27 protein-coding genes and 3 tRNA genes are annotated in these 22,939 nt (G+C 70.9%); 16 read left to right on the forward strand and 14 right to left on the reverse strand.

The features are described 5' to 3' along the window. Positions 1–154 precede the first annotated feature (154 nt). Together ACWEVS_RS13815 and ACWEVS_RS13820 are read left to right on the forward strand one after the other, a co-directional pair. Positions 155–313 carry a hypothetical protein gene (locus ACWEVS_RS13815; RefSeq protein ID WP_449926258.1) on the forward strand — a complete coding sequence of 53 codons (159 nt, stop codon included), beginning with the start codon at positions 155–157 and terminating at the stop codon, positions 311–313. Between the two features lie 59 nt (positions 314–372). After that, a complete protein-coding gene (locus ACWEVS_RS13820; RefSeq protein WP_452551701.1) occupies positions 373–1,548 on the forward strand; it encodes a cytochrome P450 in 1,176 nt (391 codons plus the stop codon). Positions 1,549–1,700: 152 nt separating this feature from the next. Here the strand turns inward: ACWEVS_RS13820 and ACWEVS_RS13825 are convergent, their stop codons facing one another. Next, entirely contained in the window at positions 1,701–1,856 is a 156-nt protein-coding gene (locus ACWEVS_RS13825; RefSeq protein WP_452551703.1) for a hypothetical protein, read from the reverse strand. Between the two features lie 52 nt (positions 1,857–1,908). Here ACWEVS_RS13825 and ACWEVS_RS13830 point away from each other — a divergent pair, with 52 nt between their 5' ends. The 4 genes from ACWEVS_RS13830 to ACWEVS_RS13845 all read left to right on the forward strand — a co-directional run bounded on the left by ACWEVS_RS13830 (position 1,909) and on the right by ACWEVS_RS13845 (position 3,767). Then, positions 1,909–2,595, forward strand: coding sequence for an HAD family hydrolase (locus ACWEVS_RS13830; protein ID WP_449926249.1), 687 nt, complete (start codon positions 1,909–1,911; stop codon positions 2,593–2,595). A 9-nt stretch (positions 2,596–2,604) separates the two neighbouring features. Beyond that, positions 2,605–2,835 (forward strand): hypothetical protein, encoded by a 231-nt coding sequence (locus ACWEVS_RS13835; protein WP_354912257.1) that lies wholly within the window; start codon positions 2,605–2,607, stop codon positions 2,833–2,835. A gap of 117 nt (positions 2,836–2,952) precedes the next feature. Beyond that, a complete protein-coding gene (locus tag ACWEVS_RS13840) occupies positions 2,953–3,108 on the forward strand; it encodes a hypothetical protein (RefSeq protein WP_354912260.1) in 156 nt (51 codons plus the stop codon). A 263-nt stretch (positions 3,109–3,371) separates the two neighbouring features. After that, the gene (locus ACWEVS_RS13845; RefSeq protein ID WP_452551705.1) at positions 3,372–3,767 is read left to right on the forward strand and encodes a hypothetical protein; all 396 of its coding nucleotides are present in this window, start codon (positions 3,372–3,374) and stop codon (positions 3,765–3,767) included. A 251-nt stretch (positions 3,768–4,018) separates the two neighbouring features. Here ACWEVS_RS13845 and ACWEVS_RS13850 read toward each other — a convergent pair whose 3' ends face one another. Continuing rightward, positions 4,019–4,405, reverse strand: a complete 387-nt coding sequence (locus ACWEVS_RS13850; RefSeq protein WP_449926240.1) for a RidA family protein — start codon at positions 4,403–4,405, stop codon at positions 4,019–4,021. Positions 4,406–4,678: 273 nt separating this feature from the next. On the opposite strand from ACWEVS_RS13850, the gene ACWEVS_RS13855 reads away from it, so the two are divergent. Then, positions 4,679–6,160: a class I adenylate-forming enzyme family protein gene (locus ACWEVS_RS13855; RefSeq protein WP_452551707.1), complete on the forward strand. Its 1,482-nt coding sequence runs from the start codon at positions 4,679–4,681 to the stop codon at positions 6,158–6,160. A gap of 19 nt (positions 6,161–6,179) precedes the next feature. After that, on the forward strand, positions 6,180–7,190 hold the full coding sequence (locus ACWEVS_RS13860; RefSeq protein ID WP_452551709.1) for an FkbO/Hyg5 family chorismatase: 1,011 nt from the start codon (positions 6,180–6,182) through the stop codon (positions 7,188–7,190). Between the two features lie 161 nt (positions 7,191–7,351). On the opposite strand, the gene ACWEVS_RS13865 is transcribed toward ACWEVS_RS13860, so the two are convergent. From ACWEVS_RS13865 to ACWEVS_RS13880, 4 genes are all read right to left on the reverse strand, one after another. Further along, entirely contained in the window at positions 7,352–7,783 is a 432-nt protein-coding gene (locus ACWEVS_RS13865) for a LysR substrate-binding domain-containing protein (protein ID WP_452551711.1), read from the reverse strand. A 56-nt stretch (positions 7,784–7,839) separates the two neighbouring features. Further along, positions 7,840–8,091, reverse strand: a complete 252-nt coding sequence (locus tag ACWEVS_RS13870) for a zinc-binding dehydrogenase (RefSeq protein ID WP_452551713.1) — start codon at positions 8,089–8,091, stop codon at positions 7,840–7,842. Continuing rightward, positions 7,980–8,381, reverse strand: a complete 402-nt coding sequence (locus ACWEVS_RS13875) for a zinc-binding dehydrogenase (RefSeq protein ID WP_452551715.1) — start codon at positions 8,379–8,381, stop codon at positions 7,980–7,982. The genes ACWEVS_RS13870 and ACWEVS_RS13875 overlap by 112 nt, the downstream gene beginning before the upstream one ends. Positions 8,382–8,710: 329 nt before the next feature. Next, positions 8,711–9,232, reverse strand: a complete 522-nt coding sequence (locus ACWEVS_RS13880; RefSeq protein WP_452551717.1) for an ArsR/SmtB family transcription factor — start codon at positions 9,230–9,232, stop codon at positions 8,711–8,713. 136 nt (positions 9,233–9,368) lie between these two features. Between ACWEVS_RS13880 and ACWEVS_RS13885 the strand changes: the two genes are divergently transcribed. Next, on the forward strand, positions 9,369–10,592 hold the full coding sequence (locus tag ACWEVS_RS13885) for an MFS transporter (protein WP_452551719.1): 1,224 nt from the start codon (positions 9,369–9,371) through the stop codon (positions 10,590–10,592). A 276-nt stretch (positions 10,593–10,868) separates the two neighbouring features. Here the strand turns inward: ACWEVS_RS13885 and ACWEVS_RS13890 are convergent. Then, a tRNA-Val gene (locus ACWEVS_RS13890) sits at positions 10,869–10,940 on the reverse strand. Positions 10,941–11,356: 416 nt separating this feature from the next. On the opposite strand from ACWEVS_RS13890, the gene ACWEVS_RS13895 reads away from it, so the two are divergent. Next, entirely contained in the window at positions 11,357–11,773 is a 417-nt protein-coding gene (locus ACWEVS_RS13895) for an SsgA family sporulation/cell division regulator (RefSeq protein ID WP_354912278.1), read from the forward strand. A gap of 104 nt (positions 11,774–11,877) precedes the next feature. Here the strand turns inward: ACWEVS_RS13895 and ACWEVS_RS13900 are convergent, their stop codons facing one another. Then, positions 11,878–12,480 carry a DUF305 domain-containing protein gene (locus tag ACWEVS_RS13900; RefSeq protein ID WP_452551721.1) on the reverse strand — a complete coding sequence of 201 codons (603 nt, stop codon included), beginning with the start codon at positions 12,478–12,480 and terminating at the stop codon, positions 11,878–11,880. Between the two features lie 83 nt (positions 12,481–12,563). On the opposite strand from ACWEVS_RS13900, the gene ACWEVS_RS13905 reads away from it, so the two are divergent. Then, positions 12,564–13,979 carry an LVIVD repeat-containing protein gene (locus ACWEVS_RS13905; RefSeq protein ID WP_452551723.1) on the forward strand — a complete coding sequence of 472 codons (1,416 nt, stop codon included), beginning with the start codon at positions 12,564–12,566 and terminating at the stop codon, positions 13,977–13,979. 94 nt (positions 13,980–14,073) lie between these two features. Here ACWEVS_RS13905 and ACWEVS_RS13910 read toward each other — a convergent pair whose 3' ends face one another. Genes ACWEVS_RS13910 through ACWEVS_RS13920 form a run of 3 tightly spaced genes read right to left on the reverse strand, consistent with a single transcriptional unit; the run spans position 14,074 to position 16,779 of the window. Continuing rightward, complete coding sequence (locus tag ACWEVS_RS13910; protein WP_452551725.1) at positions 14,074–14,907, reverse strand: aminotransferase class IV; 834 nt, start codon at positions 14,905–14,907, stop codon at positions 14,074–14,076. After that, the gene (locus tag ACWEVS_RS13915; protein ID WP_449926219.1) at positions 14,904–15,905 is read right to left on the reverse strand and encodes a chorismate-binding protein; all 1,002 of its coding nucleotides are present in this window, start codon (positions 15,903–15,905) and stop codon (positions 14,904–14,906) included. The genes ACWEVS_RS13910 and ACWEVS_RS13915 overlap by 4 nt, the downstream gene beginning before the upstream one ends. Before the next feature lie 4 nt (positions 15,906–15,909). Then, a complete protein-coding gene (locus ACWEVS_RS13920) occupies positions 15,910–16,779 on the reverse strand; it encodes a LysR family transcriptional regulator (protein WP_452551727.1) in 870 nt (289 codons plus the stop codon). Between the two features lie 57 nt (positions 16,780–16,836). Between ACWEVS_RS13920 and ACWEVS_RS13925 the strand changes: the two genes are divergently transcribed. Continuing rightward, positions 16,837–17,994 (forward strand): Rid family hydrolase, encoded by a 1,158-nt coding sequence (locus ACWEVS_RS13925; protein WP_452551729.1) that lies wholly within the window; start codon positions 16,837–16,839, stop codon positions 17,992–17,994. 94 nt (positions 17,995–18,088) lie between these two features. Here ACWEVS_RS13925 and hutH read toward each other — a convergent pair whose 3' ends face one another. Continuing rightward, entirely contained in the window at positions 18,089–19,639 is a 1,551-nt protein-coding gene (gene hutH, locus ACWEVS_RS13930) for a histidine ammonia-lyase (RefSeq protein ID WP_354912300.1), read from the reverse strand. A 215-nt stretch (positions 19,640–19,854) separates the two neighbouring features. Beyond that, a complete protein-coding gene (locus tag ACWEVS_RS13935) occupies positions 19,855–20,613 on the reverse strand; it encodes a class I SAM-dependent methyltransferase (protein WP_449926208.1) in 759 nt (252 codons plus the stop codon). 102 nt (positions 20,614–20,715) lie between these two features. Here ACWEVS_RS13935 and ACWEVS_RS13940 point away from each other — a divergent pair, with 102 nt between their 5' ends. From ACWEVS_RS13940 to ACWEVS_RS13950, 3 genes are all read left to right on the forward strand, one after another. Beyond that, positions 20,716–21,252 carry a CGNR zinc finger domain-containing protein gene (locus ACWEVS_RS13940; RefSeq protein WP_449926205.1) on the forward strand — a complete coding sequence of 179 codons (537 nt, stop codon included), beginning with the start codon at positions 20,716–20,718 and terminating at the stop codon, positions 21,250–21,252. Between the two features lie 150 nt (positions 21,253–21,402). Continuing rightward, a tRNA-Gly gene (locus tag ACWEVS_RS13945) sits at positions 21,403–21,474 on the forward strand. A 12-nt stretch (positions 21,475–21,486) separates the two neighbouring features. Beyond that, positions 21,487–21,561: transfer RNA gene (locus ACWEVS_RS13950), tRNA-Val, on the forward strand. 104 nt (positions 21,562–21,665) lie between these two features. On the opposite strand, the gene ACWEVS_RS13955 is transcribed toward ACWEVS_RS13950, so the two are convergent. Further along, complete coding sequence (locus ACWEVS_RS13955) at positions 21,666–21,824, reverse strand: hypothetical protein (RefSeq protein ID WP_452551732.1); 159 nt, start codon at positions 21,822–21,824, stop codon at positions 21,666–21,668. A 204-nt stretch (positions 21,825–22,028) separates the two neighbouring features. Between ACWEVS_RS13955 and ACWEVS_RS13960 the strand changes: the two genes are divergently transcribed. Then, positions 22,029–22,931 carry an NAD-dependent epimerase/dehydratase family protein gene (locus ACWEVS_RS13960; RefSeq protein ID WP_452551734.1) on the forward strand — a complete coding sequence of 301 codons (903 nt, stop codon included), beginning with the start codon at positions 22,029–22,031 and terminating at the stop codon, positions 22,929–22,931. Positions 22,932–22,939 lie beyond the last annotated feature (8 nt).

Genomic DNA, 22,939 nt, shown 5'->3' on the forward strand with positions numbered 1-22,939 from the left:
CACTTTCCGTCAGTCTCGATGTCCGACTGTATATCGACGAGATCATCGCAGAATGTCGGCTTCTTGTATGCGAAACCGAGGTGTTGGGGTGTGCGGCCGGCGGTTTCGCCACCACGTCGGGACTTCCGCCCTCGCCCGGGGGTAGGGAGCGGGCATGTCGAACCTCGCACCAGAAGACGAGCCGGACTTCGCCGACGAGCACAGCCCCTCGCCCAGCGACCCGGCCAACCAGCCGGAGCAGGACCCGGACCAGGAGGTGTACGGCGGGGACGAGGGCTACGAGCGGCCGACCGATCTTCCGCCCCCGGGATGAGCCGCAATTCCTACCAGGGGATCACATAACCGACGACCTGCCCCCCTACGCTGTCACACGTGTCTGATAATGAGTTCCCGCTCGTGCAGTTCATGCGCGAAGGTTTCGATCCGGTCGCCGAGCTGGCCCGCATCCGCACGGAGCAAGCCGCCTACCCCATGCGGATCCCCGGCGGGCAGACCGTGTGGCTGGTCACCCGCTACGAGGACGTGAAAGCCGTCCTGGGCGACGCGGGAAAGTTCAGCAACGACTTCGGCAACGTGATCGGCATGGGGGCCACCCAGGAGGATCCCGGCGGTCTCGGCTTCCGCGACCCGCCCGAGCACACCAGGCTGCGCCGCTACCTGACGCCCGAGTTCACGATGCGCCGCCTGCGCCGCCTGGAGCCGCGGATCGAGGAGATCGTGACCGGCTGCCTCGACACCATGGAGCGCAAGGGCTCGCCCGTGGACCTGGTGGAGGAGTTCGCGCTGCCGATCCCGTCGCTGGTGGTGTGCGAGCTGCTCGGCGTGCCGTACGAGGAGCGGTCCGACTTCCTGCGCCTGAGCACGGACCGGTTCGACTTCTCCGCGGGCCCGGAGGCCTCGCTCGCGGCGGTCAACGAGTCGATGGCCTTCCTCACCGAGCTGGCCAAGAGGGAGCGCAAGAACCCCGGTGACGGGCTGCTCGGGCAGCTGGTGCGCGACCACGGCGACGAGATCTCCGACAAGGAGCTGGCGGGGTTCGCCGACGGCCTGCTGACCGGCGGGCACGACACCAGCACCAGCATGCTCGCGCTGGGCACGCTGTGGCTGCTGCAGAACCCCGACGAGCTGGCCAGGGTGCGCGAGGGCGGCGAGCACGTCACCAGGGTGGTGGAGGAGCTGCTGCGGTACATGAGCGTGGTCCAGGTCGCCTTCCCCCGCTTCGCCCGCGAGGACCTGGAGCTGGCCGGGCAGCCGATCGCCAAGGGCGAGATGGTGCTGTGCTCGCTGGCCGCGGCCAACCGCGACCCGGCGCTCGGCACCGACATCGACACCGTCAAGCCGATGCGGGAGGCGCCCTCCCACCTGGCCTTCGGGCACGGCATCCACCGCTGCATCGGCGCCCCGCTGGCGCAGATGGAGATGCGCATCGCCTACCCGGCACTGCTGCGTCGCTTCCCTGAGCTGCGGCTCGCGGTGCCGTACGACGAGGTGCCCTTCAGGGAGATGGCCATCGTCTACGGGCTGAAGCGGCTGCCCGTCGCCTTCTGAGCGCGGCCGGTCTCCGGCCCGGTGTGGTCGCCGCGCCCGACCGCACCGGCCGGTTCCTCGTCAGGGGCTCCTCCGCGGGCTCCTCGTCCTGGCGACTCACGAGCCCGCTCCTCGTCCCGGCGACTCATGGGTCGGTTCCTCCTCCGGGCGGCTCACCGGCCGGCTCCTCCTCCGGGTGGCCGGAAGTCGGGAGGCCGGAAGTCGGGAGGCCGGAAGTCGGGAGGCTGGATGAGGATCAGGAGCGAGACGGCGGCGGCGGCGAGCACGCCGAGCGTCATCACCACGACCGTGATCAGCAGCACGCGCACCTACCAGAGATGGCTCTCCCCTGGGAGCGTGTCAAGGCGTAGCGTCACAGATGTGGCAGCGATCGATCTGAGCGGTATCAGGGCCGTGGTGTTCGACACCGACGGGGTGGTCACCGACACGGCCCGGGTGCACGCCGCGGCGTGGAAGAGCGTCTTCGACCCCTACCTGCGCGCCGTCTCCTCGACGCCGTTCGACGTGCGCGAGGACTACCTCTGTCACGTCGACGGGCGCACCCGTCTCGACGGGGTCCGCACCTTCCTCGCCTCGCGCGGGATCAGGCCCGGCGAGGAGGAGGTGGCCGCGCTCGGGAGCGCCAAGGACCGGATCTTCGTCGAACAGATCGAGCGGTACGGCGTGGCGGCCTTCCCGTCGGCCGTCGGCCTGCTGCACGAGCTGCGCCACCGCGGCTGCCGTACGGCCGGCGTCTCGGCGAGCGCGCACTGCCGCAAGGTGATCACGGCGGCGGGGCTCATGCACCTGTTCGACGTCGTCATCGACGGCCGGCACGACCAGCCGGGCCCCGCCTCCTTCGAGGAGGCCGCCAGGCTGCTGGACGTCCCGCCGGAGCGGGCCGCCGTGGTCGGCGACACGCTGCCGGGGATCGAGGCGGCGGCCCGCGCCGGTTTCGGGCAGGTCGTGGCGATCGACCGGGCCGGGCTGGCCTTCAAGGAACTTGGCGCCCACGTGGTCATCACGGATCTCGCGGAGCTGGACGTCACCGGCCGTGTTCCTCTATAACGTGCGGTTATGACGGACAACCTCGACCTCGCCGCGCGCGCCCAGGAGCTCGCCGACCGCGCGCCCGCCGGGTCGCTCAGCCGTACCGCCGCCCACTCCGTCGCCATCACGCTGGCGACCACCAGGGACGCCGAGCACGCCAGGAACGTGCTCGACGGCCTCGATCCCGTCGACGTCCGGCAGGCCGCCCTGGAGCTCTTCGGCGAGCTCACGGCGGGCGAGCCGGACATCGCGCGCTAGCGGCGGCGGCTCCGGCCGTCCGGAAGCCGCGTTACGGACCGGGCGGGGGGAGGCACCGACGGGCAGGCGTCATATCCTGGATGAACCCTTGTCCGCCGACCCCAAACGGTGATCTGTATGTTCGAGGTCTTCTCGGCCCTCGCGCCGCCCGCGATCGTGGCCACCGCCTTCCTGCTCGGCGTCCGCGCCCTGCTCAAGCACGAAAAGGCGGCCAGGGCGCAGGAGCGCCGCGAGGCGATGGCCGAGAGGCGGGCCGCCGCGGGCGGGCAGTAGGGGTCAGGCGGCCTTCTTCTGCGGTTCGATGCCCGCCGGCAGAGTCGCACCGCCCCCTCGATCAGCGCCCCCTCGCGTGCGCTTACGGCTGGGGTGGGGCGCGCTGGGGGTGAGCGCCGCCTGCGGCTGGGATGGGTGGGCTCGCGACCGAGGGCGCCGATGGATCCTGCCGGCCCCATCCGCGAGGGCCTCTTGCTCTCCGCCGTCACAGGACGGTCGCGGGGATGTTGCCCTCACGCGGCCGCGGCGCGGATGATCTGCCCGTGGACCGGAAACAGCGGATGCCGAGACCCGTGGACATCGCCTGCCTGCTTCTGACGATCCAGTCGGCGCTGGCCGCCGTAGGCGCGGTGTTCATGGGTGGGCTGCTCGTGGGGACGTCCGACGCGCCGTGGATCGCCTGGACGCTGGTGTCCGCGGCGCTCGCGGCCGGGGTCTGCGGCTGGATCCTGGCCGACCGGGTCTCCTCCCGCAGGCGGCGTGTCCTTCTCGCGGTCGTGGCGCTGGAGGCCGCGGTCTTCGCCGCGGGGCTGGCCAAGACGCTCGCGGAGTCCGGCGTCGACGTCTTCACGCTTGTCAACCCGCAGCTGGTCGTGCCCGTCGTGGTGGTCGGCCTCCTGCTGGGCCCGCCGTCGGGAAGGGCCTGGTTCGACCGCTGAGGGCCCACCGACTCCCCCACTTCCGGCCTGCCGCACCCGCCCTTCCCGCTCCCCGTCCCCGGGCCTGCCGTACCCGGGGCTGGCCCTTCCCGGGCCCTGCCCTTCCCGGGCCTGCCGTACCCGAGCCTGCCGTATCCGGGGCTGGCCTGCCGTACCCGGGCCTGCCGTACCCGTCGCTTCCCCTTACCCCGGCCTGCCGTACCGGCTGCTTCCCGCTCCTCCGCTCAGGCCGCGGTACCCGCTCCCCCCGCTCAGGCGGCGGCGATGATCTCGATCTCGACCAGCCACTCGGTGACGAGGGTCTGCGCCACGATCGCGGTCGTCGGCACGGGACGGCCGCCGAGCGCCGCTACCCTCGCCTTGGCGTTGGCTTCGGCATAGGAGGGGTCGCGCAGGTAGCTGGTGAGCCGCACGATGTTGTCGACGGTCATCCCGGCGGAGGCGAGGATGGCGCGGATGTTGGACCAGATGAGCTCCAGCTGGTCCTCCAGGGTGGCGCCGGGGACGCCCTGAGGGTCAAGGCCCATCGTGCCCGCGACGAACAGCAGCCGTTGGGCCCCGCTGACCTCGATGGCGTGCACGTAGTCGGCGGTGGCGGGGTAGACGCCTTCGGTCGGGTTGCGCGGGGTGATGTCCATAGCGCCGCAATGTATCCGACGCGTCCTGGCGGGGGCTCGCCGTTTTCGCCCTGCCCGGCACTCGTCCCACCCTGACGGGGGCTCGCCATTTTCGTCCTGCCCGGCACCGATCGTCCCACCCGGGGCGTCCCCGGCCGGCACGTGCCGTCGCCGTCCCGTTACCGTCGACTCCACACCCTTGACGCTGCCGAGTCAGGCGATGTAGAAAGCTCGCGAAGATCACAAACAGGGGTGGGACAGCGAACGTGTTCTGACGATCACAGGAGATGTCTGATGACGGACGACCGCAATCTCACCGAACATCTCGCGCGAACCGCTCATGATCAGGGATGGCTCGACCGCCCGGCATATCTCACCGCAAGCACCGTCCACCGGTACGCCGACGTCTTCGCCGGGGCCGAGCGGGTGGCCGGGTTCCTGTCCGCCTCCGGCGTCCGCAGGGGAGACCGGGTGCTGGCGTCGCTGCCCGACGGCATCGACCTGATCTGGACCATTCTCGGCACGCTCCGTATCGGCGCGATCGTCGCGCTGGTCAACGCCGACCTCCACCCCGACGAGCTGCGGCAGACGGCCGAGCTCGCGCGGCCGAAGCTCACCATCGCCGACCCGCGCATCGCCGACGTCTTCGACGGCGCCACGGTCACACCGGCCCTGATCCCGGCCGAGCCCGGACAGGTTCCGGCGCCCGCCGCGGCCGCATGCGGCCCGGACACCCCCGGCATCGCCCTCCTCACCTCGGGAACGACCACCGGACGCCCCCGTCTGTGCTTCCACACGCACGGCGACCCCCACGTCTTCGCCTCCGCGTTCGGCCGGGTCCTGGACCTGCGGCCCGACGACGTGAGCCTGTCCGTGTCCCGCATGTACTTCTCGTACGGGCTCGGAAACACGCTCCTCTACCCGCTGCTCAGCGGGAGCGCCGCCGTACTCGCGGCGGAACGGCCTGCGCCCGCCGCCGCGCTCGCCGCGATGCGCGACCTCGGCGTCACCGTGTTCTACGCCCAGCCGAGCTTCTACGCCAGGCTGCTCGCCGAGCCGGACCTGTCGCCACTGGCCGGCCTCCGGCTGGCCGTCACCGCCGGCGAGGTGCTCGCCCCGGGCCTGGCGGCCGGCCTGCGGGAGGTGCTGGGGGGACGGCTGCTCAATGTCCTCGGCACCACGGAGGTGGGGCAGGTGTTCGCCGCGAACAGCCTCGCGGAGGCCAGGGAAGGCACGGTCGGCCGCTGCCTGCCCCCGTTCCGGGTACGGCTGGTCGACGACGCGGGCGAACCCGTGCCCGCCGGGGCGGAAGGCAACCTGGAGGTCGCCGGGCCCACCATCGCTCCCGGCATCGGCTCCCCGTCGGACGTGCCCCGGCACGGCGAGGGCACGTGGTGGCCCACGGGTGACACGGCGACCATGGACGACGACGGCTACATCCGGATCCACGGCAGAGCCGACGACATCGAGATCGTCGGCGGGCAGAACGTGCACCCCGCGGAGATCGAGGACGTCCTGGCGCAGCATCCGCTGGTGATCGAGGCGGCGGTCTGCTCGACACGGGCCGAGGACGGCACGTCGAGGCTGCTGGCCTACGTCATCGCCAAGGGCGACGAGAGCGATCACGCCGCGATACGCAGCGACTTGTCCGACTCGGCCAAGGAGCGGCTGACCTGGTACAAGGTGCCATCGGAGATCGTCTTCGTGACCGAGCTGCCGCGAACCTCCACGGGCAAGCTCAGCCGGCGGCGACTACGGGCTCAGGCGGCACGCTGACCGGCGGGAGGCGGCGCACATGACGACACACCCGAACGGACTCCACTGCCGATTACTCCCTTCCGGCGAACCGGCGCCCTCCGGACGTCACGTCCTCGGCCGGATCGCGTTCATGGACCACCACCGTGCTCCCGCGATCCGCGCAGGCGTGGCCGACATGGGTGTCCACCTGGCCAAGGACGGGAACAGCCACGTCACCGAGGTGTGGGAGACGGATGCTCCCGTCACGTCAGGCATGTACCAGGACCTGGTCTACGCCCACGACGGCGAGTACCTCTTCTGCGCCGGCCAGGTCCCGGCCAACAGGTCGTACCGGGAGCCGGTCCGCGACGCCTACCGGACGGCCTTCGATCTGCTCGCCAAACTCGACTACCCCACCGTCATGCGGATCTGGCAGTTCATCACCGACATCAACCGCCCCAACCCGGACGGCCTGGAGGTCTACCGGGACTTCTGCCTCGGCCGGGCAGAGGCGGTGGATCGCCTTCTCGGGCGAGCCGAAGCCATGCCGGCCGCGACCGGGGTCGGCGCGCTGGGCGGCGGCATCAGCTGGTACCTGTTGGCGTCGCGGAGCGGGCGGGCGCGCAACATCGAAAACCCGCTGCAGGTGCCCGCCCCGTCCTATCCGCACCGGTACGGTCCTCGCCCGCCGAAGTTCGCCCGCGCCACCTGCTTCACTCCGAGCGGCCTCGGGGGCGCCGGTGACCTCTTCGTCGCCGGTACGGCCGGCATCCTCGGCCACCGGACGGTTCACGCGGGCGACGTCGAGAAGCAGTGCGACGTGACCCTCGGCAACATCGCGACGGTCATCGGCCGGGAGAACCTGCTGGCCCACGGGATCGATGACGGCCGGACCCTGAAGGACCTCCGCTTCGTCAAGGTCTACGTCCGTCACGAGGAGGACGTCCCGCTCGTCGCCGCCAAGTGCGAGCAGGCCTTCTCCGACAGGGCGGAGATCGCCTACTTCACCGTCGACATCTGCCGGTCGGACCTGCTGGTGGAGATCGAAGGCATCGCCCCGCGCCCCTGACACGCCTCCGGCGCCCGGGCTACGGGTGACCCGCCAGTGCTCGGCCCGCTTGTCCGAGGTCGCGCGGTCGTCCGGTCAGGGCGCCGGTCTCGGCCCGGGTCTGCTCGACCTGGCGGATCTGCGCCACCGCACCGCGCACGACAGCGCGGCGTCGCCGTCGCTCAGGCGATGATCTTTCTGATCTCGGCGACCAGTCTGGCCACGAGGGATTCCGGTGCCCGCGGCGTCCACACGACGGCCAGCTCGTAGGGCTCGGCGCCGGTGAGGGGGAGCCACCGGACGCCGGGCGCCGGAGCCCATCGGCTCAGCGGCTCGGGTGCCGGCCAGATCCCGCGCCCGCGGGCGACCATCAGCAGGCAGCCCTCGATCTGAGCGACGGCAGGGCCGCGCGGAGCGGGGGTGCCGTCGGGGCGCGGATCGGCGATCCAGTGGCGTTCCGACTCCGCCGAGACGGAGACGTCGGGGCAGATGACGGGCTCGCCGGCCAGGTCGGCGAGGGACACCGTGTCGCGTCCGGCCAGCGAGTGGCCGTCGGGTAGCGCCACGACTCGCGAGTCGGTCCTGTGGTTCGGTGCGCTCCTCGCGGTCCTCACGTCCCTGGTCGTGGCCCGTGTACGCGCGTCCTAGAGCTTCCGTCCGCTTTCGCGGTTCAGGCGGCAGGCGAGAGCCGGATGACCACCTTTCCCAGCGCGTCATCCGAGGCGTAGTAGCGGTAGGAGTCGGGGGCGTCGTCGAAGGAGAACACACGGTCGATGACCGGGTGGATCCGGTTGACGTCGATGACATGGTTCATCGCGAGAAACTGTGCGCGGCTGCCGACGGCGACAGCACGCACGGTCGCGCCCACGGCGAACAGCACCCGGGAATCGAGTGGCGCCGCCGTATCGGCGACGAAGCCCACGCAGGCGACATGGCCTCCGATCGCCACAGCTTGAGCGACTGGTCCACCAGCCCTGCGACGTCGACGACACGGTCGGCGCCCTGCCCGCCGGTCAGCTCCCGAACCCGCGCGGGCCAGTCAGGCGTGGCCCGGTAGTCGATGACATCGTCGGCGCCGATCTCGAGCAGGCGGGCGGCCTTGGCAGGACCGCTGGTCGTGGCGATCACCCAAGCGCCGAGCGCCTTTGGCCAGCTGGAGCGCGAACAGCGACACCCCGCCCGAGCCCTGGACGACCACGGTCTGGCCCGCACGCAGCCCGTCGCCGTCCCCGGTCAGGGCGTTCCAGGCCGTGACCGCGGCACAGGGCAGTGTGACGGCCTCCTCGTACGACAGATGCCCGGGGACCGGCACGAGCGCGTGCTCGTGTCGACCAGCGCGAGCTCGGTGAGCATGCCGTCCAGCGAGCCGCCGCGCTGTGGCAGGTGCTGAACGCCGAAGGGGCCGTCCTGCCGGCTCGGGAAGAGCGTGGCCGTGACCCGGTCGCCGACGCGTGCCGTACTGACGTCGGGGCCTCGCATGGGAGTCCGCCTGGGCGACCGAAACAGGCGGACAGATGCCCTTGGACTTGGTGAAGTAGGCCTCACTTGCTCTCATGTAGGGCGCAGAACAGGCCGACTGGCCGACCTGCAGGGTCGTCTGCGTCACTGAATTCCGTGATCATGGCTCGAAGTGCTTGCTGGAATTCGACGTACCGCTCAGGCGTCAATCTGACCTCGATGGACGCCAGCAGCGGCTCGGTGTCGGTGGAGTCTGCGGCTGCCGCAAGGTAGCTATCGCGGGCGCGGTCGAAGCTTGCGGCGTCCAGTGCTCTGGACTGCTGCCTGCCTTGCGGGCCCAGCAAGCTCGCGTCCAGGTACAACAAGACCTGGCATGCTCGGTAGCTTCGCTCGGCAATCCCCGAGACCAATCGGGACGCGGCAACTTCGATCAGCCCGCGCGATTCCAGCATGTTGATGTGGCGGTACAGCTTGGTAACCGGCTGTCCCAGCTCGGCAGACAACTCCTTGACCGTTCGCACTGGCATTTCGTCGCCGGCGCCTGGCGTCAGCACCCTCAGGATCGCGAGGCGCGTGGGGTGGGACAACGCCTTGAGCGTCTCCACGTCGCTGACGGGGTTTGCGGGTGAGTCCATCACACATCCTGAGGCAGCTTGTCGGATAGGCCTTGCCACCCATTCACGGACCTGACAGCATTCACCATAACGTGAATAGCTCCGTCAACACTCGACGATGAGGACCATGAGCATGGACATCACAGAGTCACGTACGGTTCCGCTGAGGCGCAACTGGCGCTTCCAAACGTTATGGATCGGCTCCACCACCGGCTTCCTCGGCATGGAGGCCGCCGACGTCGGCTACCCTCTCGTCATCCTGGCGATCACCGGGTCGCCGGCCCACGCCAGCCTGTTCGGGTTCGTCCAGCTCTCGGCCTTGATAATGCTCGGCCTGCCGGCTGGCCGAATCATCGACCGACGAGATCGGCGTCGTGTCCTACTCCTGGTCGAAGGCGTCCGGTTCCTTGCGGTAGCCAGCGCTGCCATCGCGCTTGCCATGCAGGAGCTGACGCTGGCGCACCTTCTCATCGTCGCCGCGATCCTCGGCGGCGGCGGAGCGTTGAGCGGCCCGGCACGCATGTTGATCGTGCGGGAGATCGTACCGCCGGAGCAGCTCACAGCGGCACTCACTCAGGAGGAGGTACGCGACAACCTGGCGACTCTCCTTGGGGCGCCGTTGGGCGGGTTCTTGTTCGGTGTCCGGCAGTTCCTCCCGTTCGCACTGTCGGCTGTGACCTTCGCTGTTTCGTGGATTGCGGTATTGATCGTGCGGGTTCCGGCCAAGGGTGCGGCTGAGGGGAGTGCTCCCAGTGGCTGGCTTGACGGGGCCCGAATGCTCTTTCGGGATCCGGTCCTGCGTGCTGCAACGCTGGTGGTCGCCGCGCTGAACACGGTGGGTGCGCCGCTCATGCTGATCACGATCGTGGTGCTCCGCGATCAGCAGATCCCGCCGTGGCAGACCGGGTTGGCGCTGAGTGGACTCGCTGTTGGCGGACTGCTTGGTGCGCCTCTTGTGCGGCCGCTCCATAGGCTTCGGCCGGGCATCGTGCTGTTAGGTGTGCTGCTGAGCCAGGTGCCGGTGTTCGCGCTGCTGGCGGTGCCGTTGGGACCATGGTGGGTGTTCGCCCTGCTGTTGTGGGCAATGCTCGGGCTTCCCGCGTTGGGCGTGCTTATCGACGTGCTCATCTTCCGCCAGGTACCGGACGACCGCCGGGGCAGCGTGATCGCCGCGACCACGACGATCGCCGGAATCGGCGCACCTGTCGGCAGCGCGGCCGCTGGTCTCCTCCTGCAGTTTCTGGCGCCGAGTATCGCTCTGCTGCTCGTGGCGGTGGTGCTCGCGCTCGCCGGAGCGTACCTCGCGAGCAACCCAGGGCTGCGGCAGGCTCGATGGCCGGAACAACGATGAGCGATCAGGGCTCCGGCTCAGGGAAGGCCGCGCCATCGAGACCATCGCCGATCTCGTCGGGCACGCGGGCACCAGCGTCACGGAGACCGTGTACCGGCACCAGCTCAGGCCGGTGATCACCAAGGGCGCTCAGACGATGAACATCATCTTCGGCGACAGCCGACACGGGTAGAGCGTCCGAGTGAGATGGCTCCCCGATTGGCTCCCATCGACCCCCAGACAGCGAGAAGGGGCCCCGGATCTCCTCCGGAACCCCTTGTCACCTGGAACTTCGTGTGGGCGATACTGGGATCGAACCAGTGACCTCTTCGGTGTGAACGAAGCGCTCTCCCGCTGAGCTAATCGCCCGCCCTGTCCGGCCCCTTGCGGCGCCGACGTGGAAAACCATACCGCACTTCCCGACCACGCGCGAAGCGGCGCCGATCGGCAGGGGATTCGGGCCAAACGCGGCGGTTGCCCATCAGCATGGTGGCTCTGTGGCATACCATCGAGCTGTTCCGGAAGGCCCCGATCGCCCGAAAGGTCGCGCGGGGCGCGCCGGATCGACGCCGGCAACCGCAAAACCCTCGCAAACATCATCCAAGTTAATGATGTTTAGCCAGGTAGATGCCCAAATGTCCAGCTGTGAGTTGCGTTACAGAAGGGCCTGGAGGCGGAATCTTTCCTACAGGTTTCTTCGTTCGGCGTCATAGCTCAGGACGAAGTCCGTCAGAGCAGTGAAAGCCCCGAAGAGGGGACCGTACGACGAAAAGGTTTGGCTGACGATGAACAGCACCACCGTCTCCGCCGAGCTTGGCCTTCGGCTTGTGGTCCCCGACCGTACCACCGTCCCCCTGCTCGCCGGGCTGAGCTATACAGCCGACGACCCGTACGCCATCCGCATGGCCTTCCACGTAGGGAACGACGAACCGGTCGAGTGGATCTTCGCCCGTGAACTGCTGACTGTAGGCATCGTGAGACGTGTCGGCGACGGCGACGTGCAGGTGTGGCCCGCACGCGCCGACGGCGAGCGCACGCTTCACATCAGCCTGACGTCGCCGTTCGGACAGGCGCTCTTCGAAGTCCCCCTGGCACCCCTGACCGAGTTCCTGCACCGCACGTACGAGCTCGTACCCGCGGGCAGGGAGACCGATTTCATGGACCTGGACTCCGAGCTGACCAACATGCTCTGGCCGTCCTGACCTGTCCCTCCTCCCCCGCCGGCCACCTCGTCGTCGGACGACCCGTCGGCGCGCCTCCCGCGGCGCTCGGCCCGCACCGTTCCTGGTGCGGGCCGTTTCGCGTCTCAGAGCCTGGCGAGGGCCTCCTTCATCCGTGCCACCTCGATGCCCTGGCCCGAGTAGACGTCCTTGGCCATCAGCCGCATGCGCTGGTCCTGGCCGCCGGACAGCTCCTCGCCTGCCATCCGCATCGCGCCCTCGTGATGCCTGATCATCAGCTCGAGGAACAGCCGGTCGAAGGCCGGGCCGCGCGCGGCCCGCAGCCTGTTCATCTCCTCCAGCGACGCCATCCCGTAGGTGCCGGCGGCGTGCGAGCCGTGATCGGGTACGGCCCTGCCGAGCGCGCGCAGCCAGTCGCGCATGACGTCGATCTCCGGCCGCTGGGTGAGCGCGATCTGCCGCGCCATGCCGAGCACGCCCGCGGTCGTCGTGCGCGACCCGGCCAGGTCGGCCATCTCGAGCGCCTGCCGGTGGTGCGGGATCATGCCTTCGGCGAACCGCACGTCCGCCGCCACGGCCGACCAGTCGCGGGAGGGGAGCAACTCCCCCGGCGCGGCCGTACGGCCGGCCCCGCCCGGCGTGTCAGGCACGATCACCGGAGCGCCTGAACCGACCGCCGAGGGCCCGTCGTGCTCCGCCGCGGCGCAACCCGTCAGCGCCGATGTCACCAATACCGTGACGATAAGTCCGCACGTTCGGAACCTGGCTGGCATAGCTTCCATACTGGGCCACGATTCCGAAGGGGGCGCGTGTGAAGGTGACCAGGCTGGGTGCTGTGGTGACGATGATGCTGGTGGTGTCGGCGTGCGCGTCGGCGCCACCGCCCGTGCAACCCCCACGCGCCGCCTCCTCGTCGTCGGCTCCGGCCTCCGCCCCGGCGGCCTCCACCCAGGGCTCCGGCGGCGACGAGGTGACGACGAGCGCCAACGTCAGGCTGGTCGCCAACGTGCCGCGCGAGGCCCCGCTCAACGGCAGCACGAACTGGAACTCCGACCTGGCCTTCCAGGGCGACTACGCCTTCGTCGGCAACTTCGGCGGCTTCACGATCTACGACATCAGCGACCCCACCAAGCCGAAGACGGTCAGCAAGGTCGCCTGCGAGTCGCAGCAGAACGACGTGTCCGTCCACGGGAACCTGCTGTTCCTGTCGGTGGACGAGGTCCGCTCCGACCCGACGTGCGCCTCGAAGCCGGCCGGCCTGGGCTCCTCGGACGGCGGCACGCCGTGGGAGGGCATCCGGATCTTCGACATCACCGACAAGACGGCGCCCAAGTACGTGAGCTCGGTGGCGACCGACTGCGGCTCGCACACGCACACCATGGTGCCCGGCAAGGACCCCGACACCCTCTACATCTACGTCTCCTCGCCGGGGCCCGAGCCCAGCTCCAAGACCTGCCCCGCGCCGCACGAGCTGATCCAGATCGTCGAGGTGCCGGTGAAGGACCCGAAGCAGGCCAAGGTGGTCGCCTCGCCCAACATCTTCCCCGAGGGGCAGGGCAGCGACTCGTTCATGGCGGGCTGCCACGACATCACCGCCTATCCTGAGAAGAACCTGGCCGCCGCCGCCTGCTTCGGCGACGGGGTGCTCCTCGACATCACCGACCGGGTGAAGCCGAAGGTGCTGCAGCAGATCAAGGACAAGGAGAACTTCCAGATCTGGCACTCGGCGACCTTCAACAACGACGCCACGAAGGTGGTCTTCGGCGACGAGCTCGGCGGCGGCGGGATGGCGACCTGCGACTCCAGGACGCCCAGGACCAAGGGCGCGAACGCGATCTACGACATCGTGAACGGCAAGCTGGAGCGGCGCGGCTACTTCAAGATGCCGCGCGAGCAGGCCCCCAAGGAGAACTGCGTCGCGCACAACGGGTCGCTGATCCCGGTCAAGGGCAAGGACATCATGGTCCAGGGCTGGTACCAGGGCGGGGTGTCCATCTGGGACTTCACCGACTCGAACGCGCCGAAGGAGATCGGTTTCTTCGACCGGCCGGCCGAGCACTCGCAGATGATCGCGGGATCGTGGTCGGCGTACTACTACAACGGCTACATCTACTCCAGCGACATACTGCGCGGCCTGGACGTCATCGCGATCGACGACCCGCTGACCGATCCCGCCAAGTCGGTGAGGATGGCCGACTTCAACGTGCAGACCCAGAAGACCTACTGAGTCCTGGCCGGCGGCGGGGGCGAGCCTGGCCCCCGCCGCGTCACCGTCACGCGACCGCCGGGTGACATGGCGGCGGGGACCGGAGCCCGAGAGGTCAGCGCGGGTCGGTGTCGGCCGCCGAGCGGACCGCGAAGACCTCCTGGGCCTTGGCCGTGACCGGGCCCGGCGCGGACGGCAGGACGGTGCCGTCGACCAGCCTGATCGGCTGGATGTCACGCGTCGTCGAGGTCAGGAACGCCTCCTCCGCCTCGTAGAGCGCCGAGAGCGGCACGTCGGCCTCCTCCCCGCCGCACCACTCCAGGGTCAGCGCGCGGGTGACGCCCGCCAGGCAGCCGGAGGCGAGCGTGGGAGTGATGAGGCGGCCGTCCTGGACGAGGAAGATGTTGGATCCGGTGCCCTCGCACAGGTTGCCGGCCAGGTTGCCGAAGATGGCCTCGCCGCCGCCACGGGCCTTGGCGTAGGCCAGCGCCTTGGCGTTGTCGCCGTAGGAGGTCGACTTCACCCCGGCCAGGGCGCCGCGCTCGTTGCGCGGCCACGGGACCACGGTCACGTCGGCGGTGAGCGGGAAGGCGGCCTGCTCGCCCACGATGACGATCGCGGTCGTGCCCTGGTCGCCGCGGTCGGAGCCGAGGGGGCCAGGCCCGCTGGTGTAGGTGATGCGGATGCGGCCGAGCGGCCAGGCGGGCGCCTCGGCCAGGCAGCGCCGTACGCCGTCGGCGATCGCCTCGAGGTCCGGCTCGGGCAGGTCCATGCGCTGGGCCGACAGCTTCAGCCGGTCGAGGTGCCTGGTGAGCGCGAACGACTCCCCGTTGACGCACTTGACGGTCTCGAACACGCCGTCGCCCACCATCAGCCCGTGGTCGAACACCGAGACGCTGGCCTGCGCCGGATCCAGTAGTTCCCCGTTGACCCAGACGGGAACGTTCATCGATTTCCTCCTGAGGACGCCAGTTGGATGAGCCTCGACGCCTTGAGCTCGGTCTCGCGCCATTCCCCGCGGGGGTCGCTCCCCCAGGTGATGCCTGCCCCCGTGCCGAAGCGGATCTCCCCTTCGGTGATCCAGAACGTGCGGATGCCGACGGCCAGCGCGGCCGTGCGCCGGTCGGCGTCGACCCAGCCCACCGCCCCACAGTACGGCCCGCGAGGCTCGGTTTCGAGCTCATTGATGATGCGCAGGGCCGAAGATTTCGGCGCTCCGGTGACCGAGCCGGGCGGGAAGGTGGCGGCGAACAGCTCGGCCCATCCGGCGCCCTCGGCCAGCGTGGCGCGCACGGTCGACACCAGGTGGACCAGTCCGGGGTGCTCCTCGACCGCGCACAGCGCCGGCACGCTCACCGAGCCGACCTCGGCCACCCTGCCGAGGTCGTTGCGGACCAGGTCGACGATCATGACGTTCTCGGCGTAGTCCTTGTCGAGCAGGTCGGCGGCGGTGACGCCGGTGCCCTTGATGGGCCTGGACTCGATGGTGGAGCCGGCGCGGGAGAGGTACAGCTCGGGCGAGGCCGACACCACGCTCAGCCCCGGCACGCTGACCACGGCGGCGTAGGGCGCGGGGTTGCCCTCCTGGAGGCGGGCGGCGAGCGCGAGGGGGTCGGCCGCGGGGTCGAGCGGCGCGGACAGGACGCGGCACAGGTTGGCCTGGTAGACCTCGCCCTGCTCGATGTAGTCGCGGATGCGCTGCACACCGCGTTCGTAGGCGGCCTGGTCGAGCGAGCTGCGCCATTCCTCGGGCGCGGGGCCGCGCCATGCTCCGGCGGCGGGCAGCGGGGCCGGCCGTACGTCGTCGAAGCCGGCGCAGGTGACCTTGCCCTCGTAGTCGACCACGACCGCCCACCAGCCCGCGCTGTCGAGCGCGGCCAGGTCGGTGGTGAGGTCCCTGAGCCTGGTCGCCAGGAGGCCGCCGACATGGGCGAAACTGTCTTGCACGCCCCTATTGTCCCAGTATTCCGACGAGCGCCAGCGCGGACGGCAGCGGCACGTCCGGCAGCGCCGCGTAAACCTTCCTGCGCGGCCCCTCCTCGGAGATCGGCCGCACCACCAGATCGCCGGGTACGGCCCGCGCCGCCAGCTCCGGCACCAGCGTGACGCCGAGGCCCGCCGCGACGTAGCCGAACTTGCCCGTCCATTCGGCCACCCGCAGCCCGCCCCGCGGCGTGAAACCCGCCCGGGCGCAGGCCGCGGTCAGGATCGTCGGCCGGCCCGGCGGCGCCGCCTCGATCCAGGTCTCCTCGGCCAGGTCGCGCAGGTCGACCACCTCACGATCGGCCAGCCGGTGATGCGCGGGCAGCGCCACGAGCAGCCGCTCCTCCAGCAGCAGCACGGTCTCGGCGGCCGCGGGCAGGCCGGCCGGGTAGTCGCTGACCACGGCCACGTCGAGGGCGCCGCCGTTGAGCTGGTCGAGCAGCAGCCCGGTCAGCCCCTCGGTCAGGCGCACCTCGACGCCGGGGAAGCGCTCGCCGAAGGTCTTGAGCGCCTGCGGGACCAGCCACACGTTCGCGGTGGCGAAGGCGCCGACGCGCAGCGTGCCGCCCTCGCCCCGGTGGATCGCGGCCAGTTCCTCCCCGGCCCGTTCCAGACGGTCGAGGACGGCCACGGCGTGCCGCTGCAGCGCGACGCCCGCCGGGGTGAGCCGGACGCCCCTGGCCAGGCGGACGAACAGCGGGCCGCCCGCCGCGCGCTCCAGCGCGGCGATGCGGCGCGAGACCGCCGACTGGGTGTAGCCGAGCAACTCGGCCGCGCCGGTGAAGGAGCCCTCGCGGGCGACCTCGGTGAACAGCCGCAAGTCATTCGTTTCAAGCATGGCTGGCATGCAGCCTAGTCGGTGGTGGAATGGCTCGTATCACTATTGAATGCGGACGTGATTGCCTTTCTCGGACAGGGACGCATGGGCGTCCCCATGGCCCGGCGGCTGCAGGCGGCCGGGCACCAGGTGACGGTGTGGAAGCGCGGGCTCGGCCCGGTGACGGCGGCAGTGGAGGGCGCCGACCTGGTCATCACCATGCTGCGCGACGGCCCCGCCGTCGAGGAGGTGCTGACCGGCGCCCTCGAAGGGCTGCGGCCGGGGACGACAGTGGTGGAGATGTCCACGATCGGCCCCGATGCGGTGCGGCGGCTGCGCGACCTGCTGCCCCCGTCGGTGGCGCTCGTGGACGCGCCCGTCCTGGGCAGCGTCGGCCCCGCCGCGGACGGCACGCTGACGGTGCTGGCCGGCGGTGACGTGTCGGCCTGCAGGACGGTGCTGGCGGAGTTCGGGACCGTGCTCGAACTCGGCCCGCTCGGCGCGGGCGCGGCGATGAAGGTGGCCGTGATGGGCGCGCTGGTGCCGGCGCAGGTCCTGCTGGCGGAGACCTTCGCGTACGGCGAGGCGCACGGGGTCTCCCGTGAGGCGCTGGCCCAGGTGCTGTCGGGCACGCCGCTGGGCGCGCTGGCGGCGCGGGTCGCGGCTCCGGCGCAGGAGACCAGGTACGCGCTGGGGCTGGCGGCCAAGGACGTGCGGCTGGGGGCGTGGGAGGGAACGACGATGGCACGCGCGGCGCAGGCCCGGCTGGAGGCGGCGGAGGCCGCCGGCCACGGCGAGCGTGACGTGACCGCGATCGCCACGCACGTCGCGGCCGGAGTCGCTGCGCCGTCGCGCGCGGTGCCCGTCAACCCGGGCAGCGTGCCGGCCACCAACGGGTTCTACTCGCACGCGGTCCGCGTGGGCGGCATGCTCTACGTCTCGGGCCAGGCCGCCTTCGACGAGCGCGGCCAGGTGGTCGGCGAGGGCGACATGGCGGCGCAGGCCGAGGCCGTCTTCCAGAACATCGGCAAGATCCTCGCCGACCAGGGGGCCGGGTTCGAGGACATCGCGTTCATCAGGACCTACCTGACGGACATGGAGCAGAGGTTCGCCTACGGGCAGGTGCGCCGGAAGTACATCACGGGAACGCCGCCGGCGAGCACGACCGTGGAGGTGTCCAAGCTGTTCATGCCGGGGCTGCTGCTGGAGATCGACCTGATCGTCGCCCTGCCGTAGAGGCACGAAGGCGGCGGGCCGCCGTCCGCGCCGCGCGAGGCGGGCCGTGCGAGATGGGCCGCCGGTGGGCGGCGGCCCGTCTCGGGGCGAGCGGCTAGGCCAGCGGGCCGGTGACGGACTCGACGGCGGACACGACCGTGCCGTCGGCGACCAGGCGGACGACGGACTCGATCTCGGGCGCCAGGAACCTGTCGGTGCCGGGCCCCGGCACGCTGTCGCGCAGCGCCCCGACCACGGCCCCGGTTGCGGGGGCGGGCTGGAGCGGAGCGCGCAGGTCGATGGCCCGCGCGGCGGTGAGCACCTCCACGGCCAGCACCCGCGTCAGCCCGTCGACCGAACGGCGCAGCTTGCGCGCCGCCGACCAGCCCATGGAGACGTGGTCCTCCTGCATGGCCGAGCTCGGGATCGAGTCGACGCTCGCGGGAGCGGCCAGGCGCTTCATCTCCGACACGATGGCCGCCTGGGTGTACTGGGCGATCATGTGGCCGGAGTCGACGCCCGGGTCGTCGGCCAGGAAAGCGGGCAGGCCGTGGTTGCGGGCCACGTCGAGGAACCGGTCGGTCCTGCGCTCGGACATGGAGGCGACGTCGGCGGCGACGATGGCCAGGAAGTCGAGGACGTAGGCGACGGGCGCGCCGTGGAAGTTGCCGTTGGACTCCACCCGGCCGTCGGCCAGGACGGCGGGGTTGTCGACGGCCGAGGCCAGCTCCCAGGTGGCGACGTTGGCGGCGTGGGCGACGGTGTCACGGGCGGCGCCGGCCACCTGCGGGGCGCAGCGCAGGGAGTAGGCGTCCTGGACGCGGGTGCAGGCGTTGGGGTCGCGGTGGCTCTCCATGATCCCGGAGTCCTTCAGGACGCGGACCATGTTCGCCGCCGCCAGCGCCTGGCCCGGCTGCGGGCGCAGCGCCTGCAGCTCGGGCGCGAACACGCGGTCGGTGCCGAGCAGCGCCTCCACGCTCATGGCGGCGCTGATGTCGGCGGTCTTGAGCAGCCTGGTGAGGTCGTGGATGGCGAGGATGAGCATGCCGAGCATGCCGTCGGTGCCGTTGATGAGAGCCAGGCCCTCCTTGGCGGCCAGCTCGACGGGCTCGATGCCCGCCTGCTTGAGCGCCTCGGCACTCGGCCCGACCTTTCCGGACTTGTCCCTCACGACGCCTTCGCCCATCAAGGTGAGGGCGACATGGGCGAGGGGGGCGAGGTCTCCCGAGCAGCCCAGGCTGCCGTACTCGTGGACGACCGGGGTGATGTGCGCGTTGAGGAGAGCCGCCATGGTCTTGGCGGTCGTCGGGCGGATGCCGGTGTGACCCGTGGCGAGAGTGTGCAGGCGCAGCAGCATCAGCGCGCGCACCACCTCGGTCTCGACCTCGGGCCCGCTGCCGGCCGCGTGGGAGCGCACCAGCGAACGCTGCAGCTGGGCGCGCAGCGAGGGGTCGATGTGCCTGGTGGCCAGCGCGCCGAACCCGGTGGAGACGCCGTAGGCGGGGGTCGGGCTCTCGGCCAGTTCGTCCACCCGCTGGCGGGCGGCGGAGATGGCGGCGATCGCGTCGTCCGTGAGGTGGACGGGGGCGCCGTGGCGGGCCACTCGGATGACGTCGTCGAAGGTCAGCGGCTCAGGACCGACGTTCACGACTTCGTTGTCGCGCATGTTGCACTCTCTCGCTCAGGTAACCGGCGTATGTGATGTTAGCTCCTTACAGGGCAACCGACCGCACCGTCTCTCCTGCCCCGGCATGGGAGGAATCACCACGGGGGGCCGTCGGGCTCGGCCTGGTCGGCGTGGAGCGCGGAGAGCGGTGCGGGACGGGCCGCACAAGCGACGGCTTGCGCGGCCACGCCTCGGCCGACACCCACGGGGCCGGCCTAGGCACCCGCCACCGCGCACAGCAAGCGGTTGTTGCCGCGCTGCCACAGCGTGCCGATCTCGGCGAAGCCGGCGCCGCGAAGGGCGTCGACGTGCGTGGAGAGCAAGTTGGACTCCGCGCCGCTGTGGCTGCTGCCCGCCGTGGTGCGGGCGGTGTTGAGCGCCGCCAGGTCGGGGTCGGCCGCCACCGCCTCCCACCACTGCTTCCAGCCCTCGGGCAGGTCGCCGCCGAAGTAGCGCTCGGTCTCCCTCTCGTGTACGGCACGCTCCAGCCTGGCGAGGGACGGCGTGGCGTCGTCGGAGTCGAGGTGGTCGCCGTTGAGCAGCAGCCCGCCGGGCCGCAGGACCGCCGCCAGCTCGCCGTACAGGGTGGCCAGGTCGGGACCGGCGATCCAGTGCAGCGCGGTGGTGCTCACCGCCGCGTCCGCCTGCCGGTCAAGGCCGAGCTGCCGGGTCCATCCGGGAGTGCGCAGGTCGAGCGAGAGGAAACGGAGGTGCGGATAGGCGGCGCGACCGAGCCCGAGCAGCAGCGGGTCGGCGTCGACGGAGATCACGGTGGCCTCGGGCAGGCGCTCGACCAGCCTGGCCGACAGCGAGCCGGGGCCACATCCGAGGTCGATCACGAGCGGGTCGGGGCGCCCCAGAGCCTCCACAGCGTCGATCAACGCGGTGAAACGCTCCTCCCGGTCGGGCAGGTAGCCCTCCTGCTGGCGGTCCCAGCGTGCGATCCACTCCTTGGCGGCAGCGTTGGTGAGCACGAAGATCTCCTTGTGACCGTCGTTTACAATTTCGGCAGTCACAACGTAGAGCGCGAGGGAGTAACTGGTCAAGTGGAATTCAACAGTCACAATGATGGCGTCGTGCGGGTCGCCGTAGGACTGATCAACTCCCTGACCCCGGGAGAGCGGCGGGGCCGTCCCTACGCCCTCCCCGCCGACCTGGCGCCGGCGGCAACCGACGGGCTGCGCGCCGGCTACCCGCGCCACCAGGAGGCGAGCCCGACGGAGGCGACGGAGCTGGCCGCCGTCGCGCGGCGGCTGCGCGCCGTCTTCGAGGCCGTCTCCTCGGGCGACATCGACGCGGCGGCCGGGCAGATCAACCGGCTGCTCGAGGAGACCAACGCGCGGCCTCGCCTCGACCGGCACGACGGGGAACCCTGGCACCTGCACTTCCACGGCCCCGGCGGCACGATGGCGGGCGACTGGGCGGCCAGCTGCGCGACGTCGCTGGCGATCGTGCTGGGCAGCGAGTTCCACGACCGGCTCGGCGTGTGCACGGCGCCGCACTGCGACCGGGTCTACGTGGACGTCTCCCGCAACGGCACCCGCCGCTTCTGCTCCACGGCCTGCCAGAACCGGGTGAAGACCGCCGCGTTCCGCGCCCGCGCCAGGACCTGACCGCCACCGCGTCGGACGGGGCCCGCGACGCTGTCCGGCCCGCCGGGCTCCGCCGCGGCGGCCGGGATCACTCCGTGCGCGCCGCTTTCGGTTTGGGGACTCGGCAAGGATTCGGTACAGTTCTCTTCGTCGTCGCGAACGAGCGGCAACGCGGAAGTGGCTCAGTGGTAGAGCATCACCTTGCCAAGGTGAGGGTCGCGGGTTCGAATCCCGTCTTCCGCTCGGAAGTACCGAGGACGATTAGCTCAGCGGGAGAGCGCTTCCCTGACACGGAAGAGGTCACTGGTTCAATCCCAGTATCGTCCACCACATCGACACCCCAGGCCGTCCCGGCCTGGGGTGTCGTGTTTACGCAGACCCGCGCCCGCCCGTGGGGGCGGGCGCTCCTCGCGGCTGAGTCAGGTGAGAGCGGGTCAGGTGAGCGGCGGGTAGACGTGGTCGCCGGGGTGGCCGGGCGGCAGGACGCAGCGGCGGCCGCGGTCGGTGCTGGGACAGCGTTCGGCGTCCTCACGCATCGGCAGCCGGCCAGGGGATTCGTCGTTCATCATCGCCTTCAGTCGGAAGAGGGTCAAAAACGTATCCACTGTCGCCAGCGCGGTCCAGATGTTACTGAAGGTAATGATCGTGGCCGCGACCTGCGAAAAGATGATCTCCGTACTCCCCGGGGACCCGGTCGCGGTCAGGCCGACCCCGCGCCGGGCCCGACCGCGCGCTCCTGGCTACGATCTCTGACGCCGTCACCGCCACGGTGTTCCGGCGAAGGAGGTCTGACCCGAATGAAGATCGTCCTGGCGGGGGCCAACGGGGCCGTCGGCCGTCAGCTGGTGCCGCTGCTGCTCGAGGCGGGACACGAGGTGGTCGGCACCTCGCGGTCGGACGCGGGGGTCGCCGCGATCAGGGCCGCCGGCGCCGACGCCGTACGGCTGGACGTCCTCGACCGCGAGTCCACACTCGCCACGCTCGCCGCCGCCCGGCCCGACGCGGTGATCCACCAGTTGACCGCGCTGGGCGAGCGGCGCTTCGACCAGAACGCCCGGATCCGCCGCGAGGGCACCCGCAACCTGGTGGACGGGGCGCTGAAGGCGGGCGCGGGCCGCATCGTCGCCCAGTCGATCTCGTGGGTCTACGCCGCCGGTGACGCCCCCGCCACGGAGGAGGAGCCGCTGGATCCGGCGCGCGAGGGCATGGTCGGCCCGGTGATCGCGCTGGAGTCGGCCGCGGCCGAGGTGGAACGGCATGTCGTGCTCAGGTACGGCCTGCTGTACGGCCCCGGCACCTGGTACTCCCCGGGCGAGTGGGTCGCGGACCAGCTCCGCGAAGGACAGCTGGCGGCGGGCGCCGCGGTCAGCTCGTTCGTGCACGTGGCGGACGCCGCACTGGCGGCGCTCCTGGCACTCGACTGGCCCGACGGCGTCGTCAACGTCGTCGACGTCGTCGACGACGAGCCGGCTCCGGCCCGGGAGTGGGTGCCGGTGCTGGCGGCCGCCCTCGGCGAGCCCGCTCCGGAGCCAGTGCAGGAGCCAGTGCCGGAGAGCACGCCCGACAGCACAGGGCAGAGCACGGCGGGACGGGAGGGCTGGGAGCGCGGCGCCTCCAACGCGAAGGCCCGTGCCCTCGGCTGGACCCCCGCCTGGCCCTCCTGGCGAACCGGCTTCCCCGCCCTCACCGCCACGGCCTGACCGCGTCA

Source organism: Nonomuraea sp. NPDC003754, assembly GCF_053605785.1.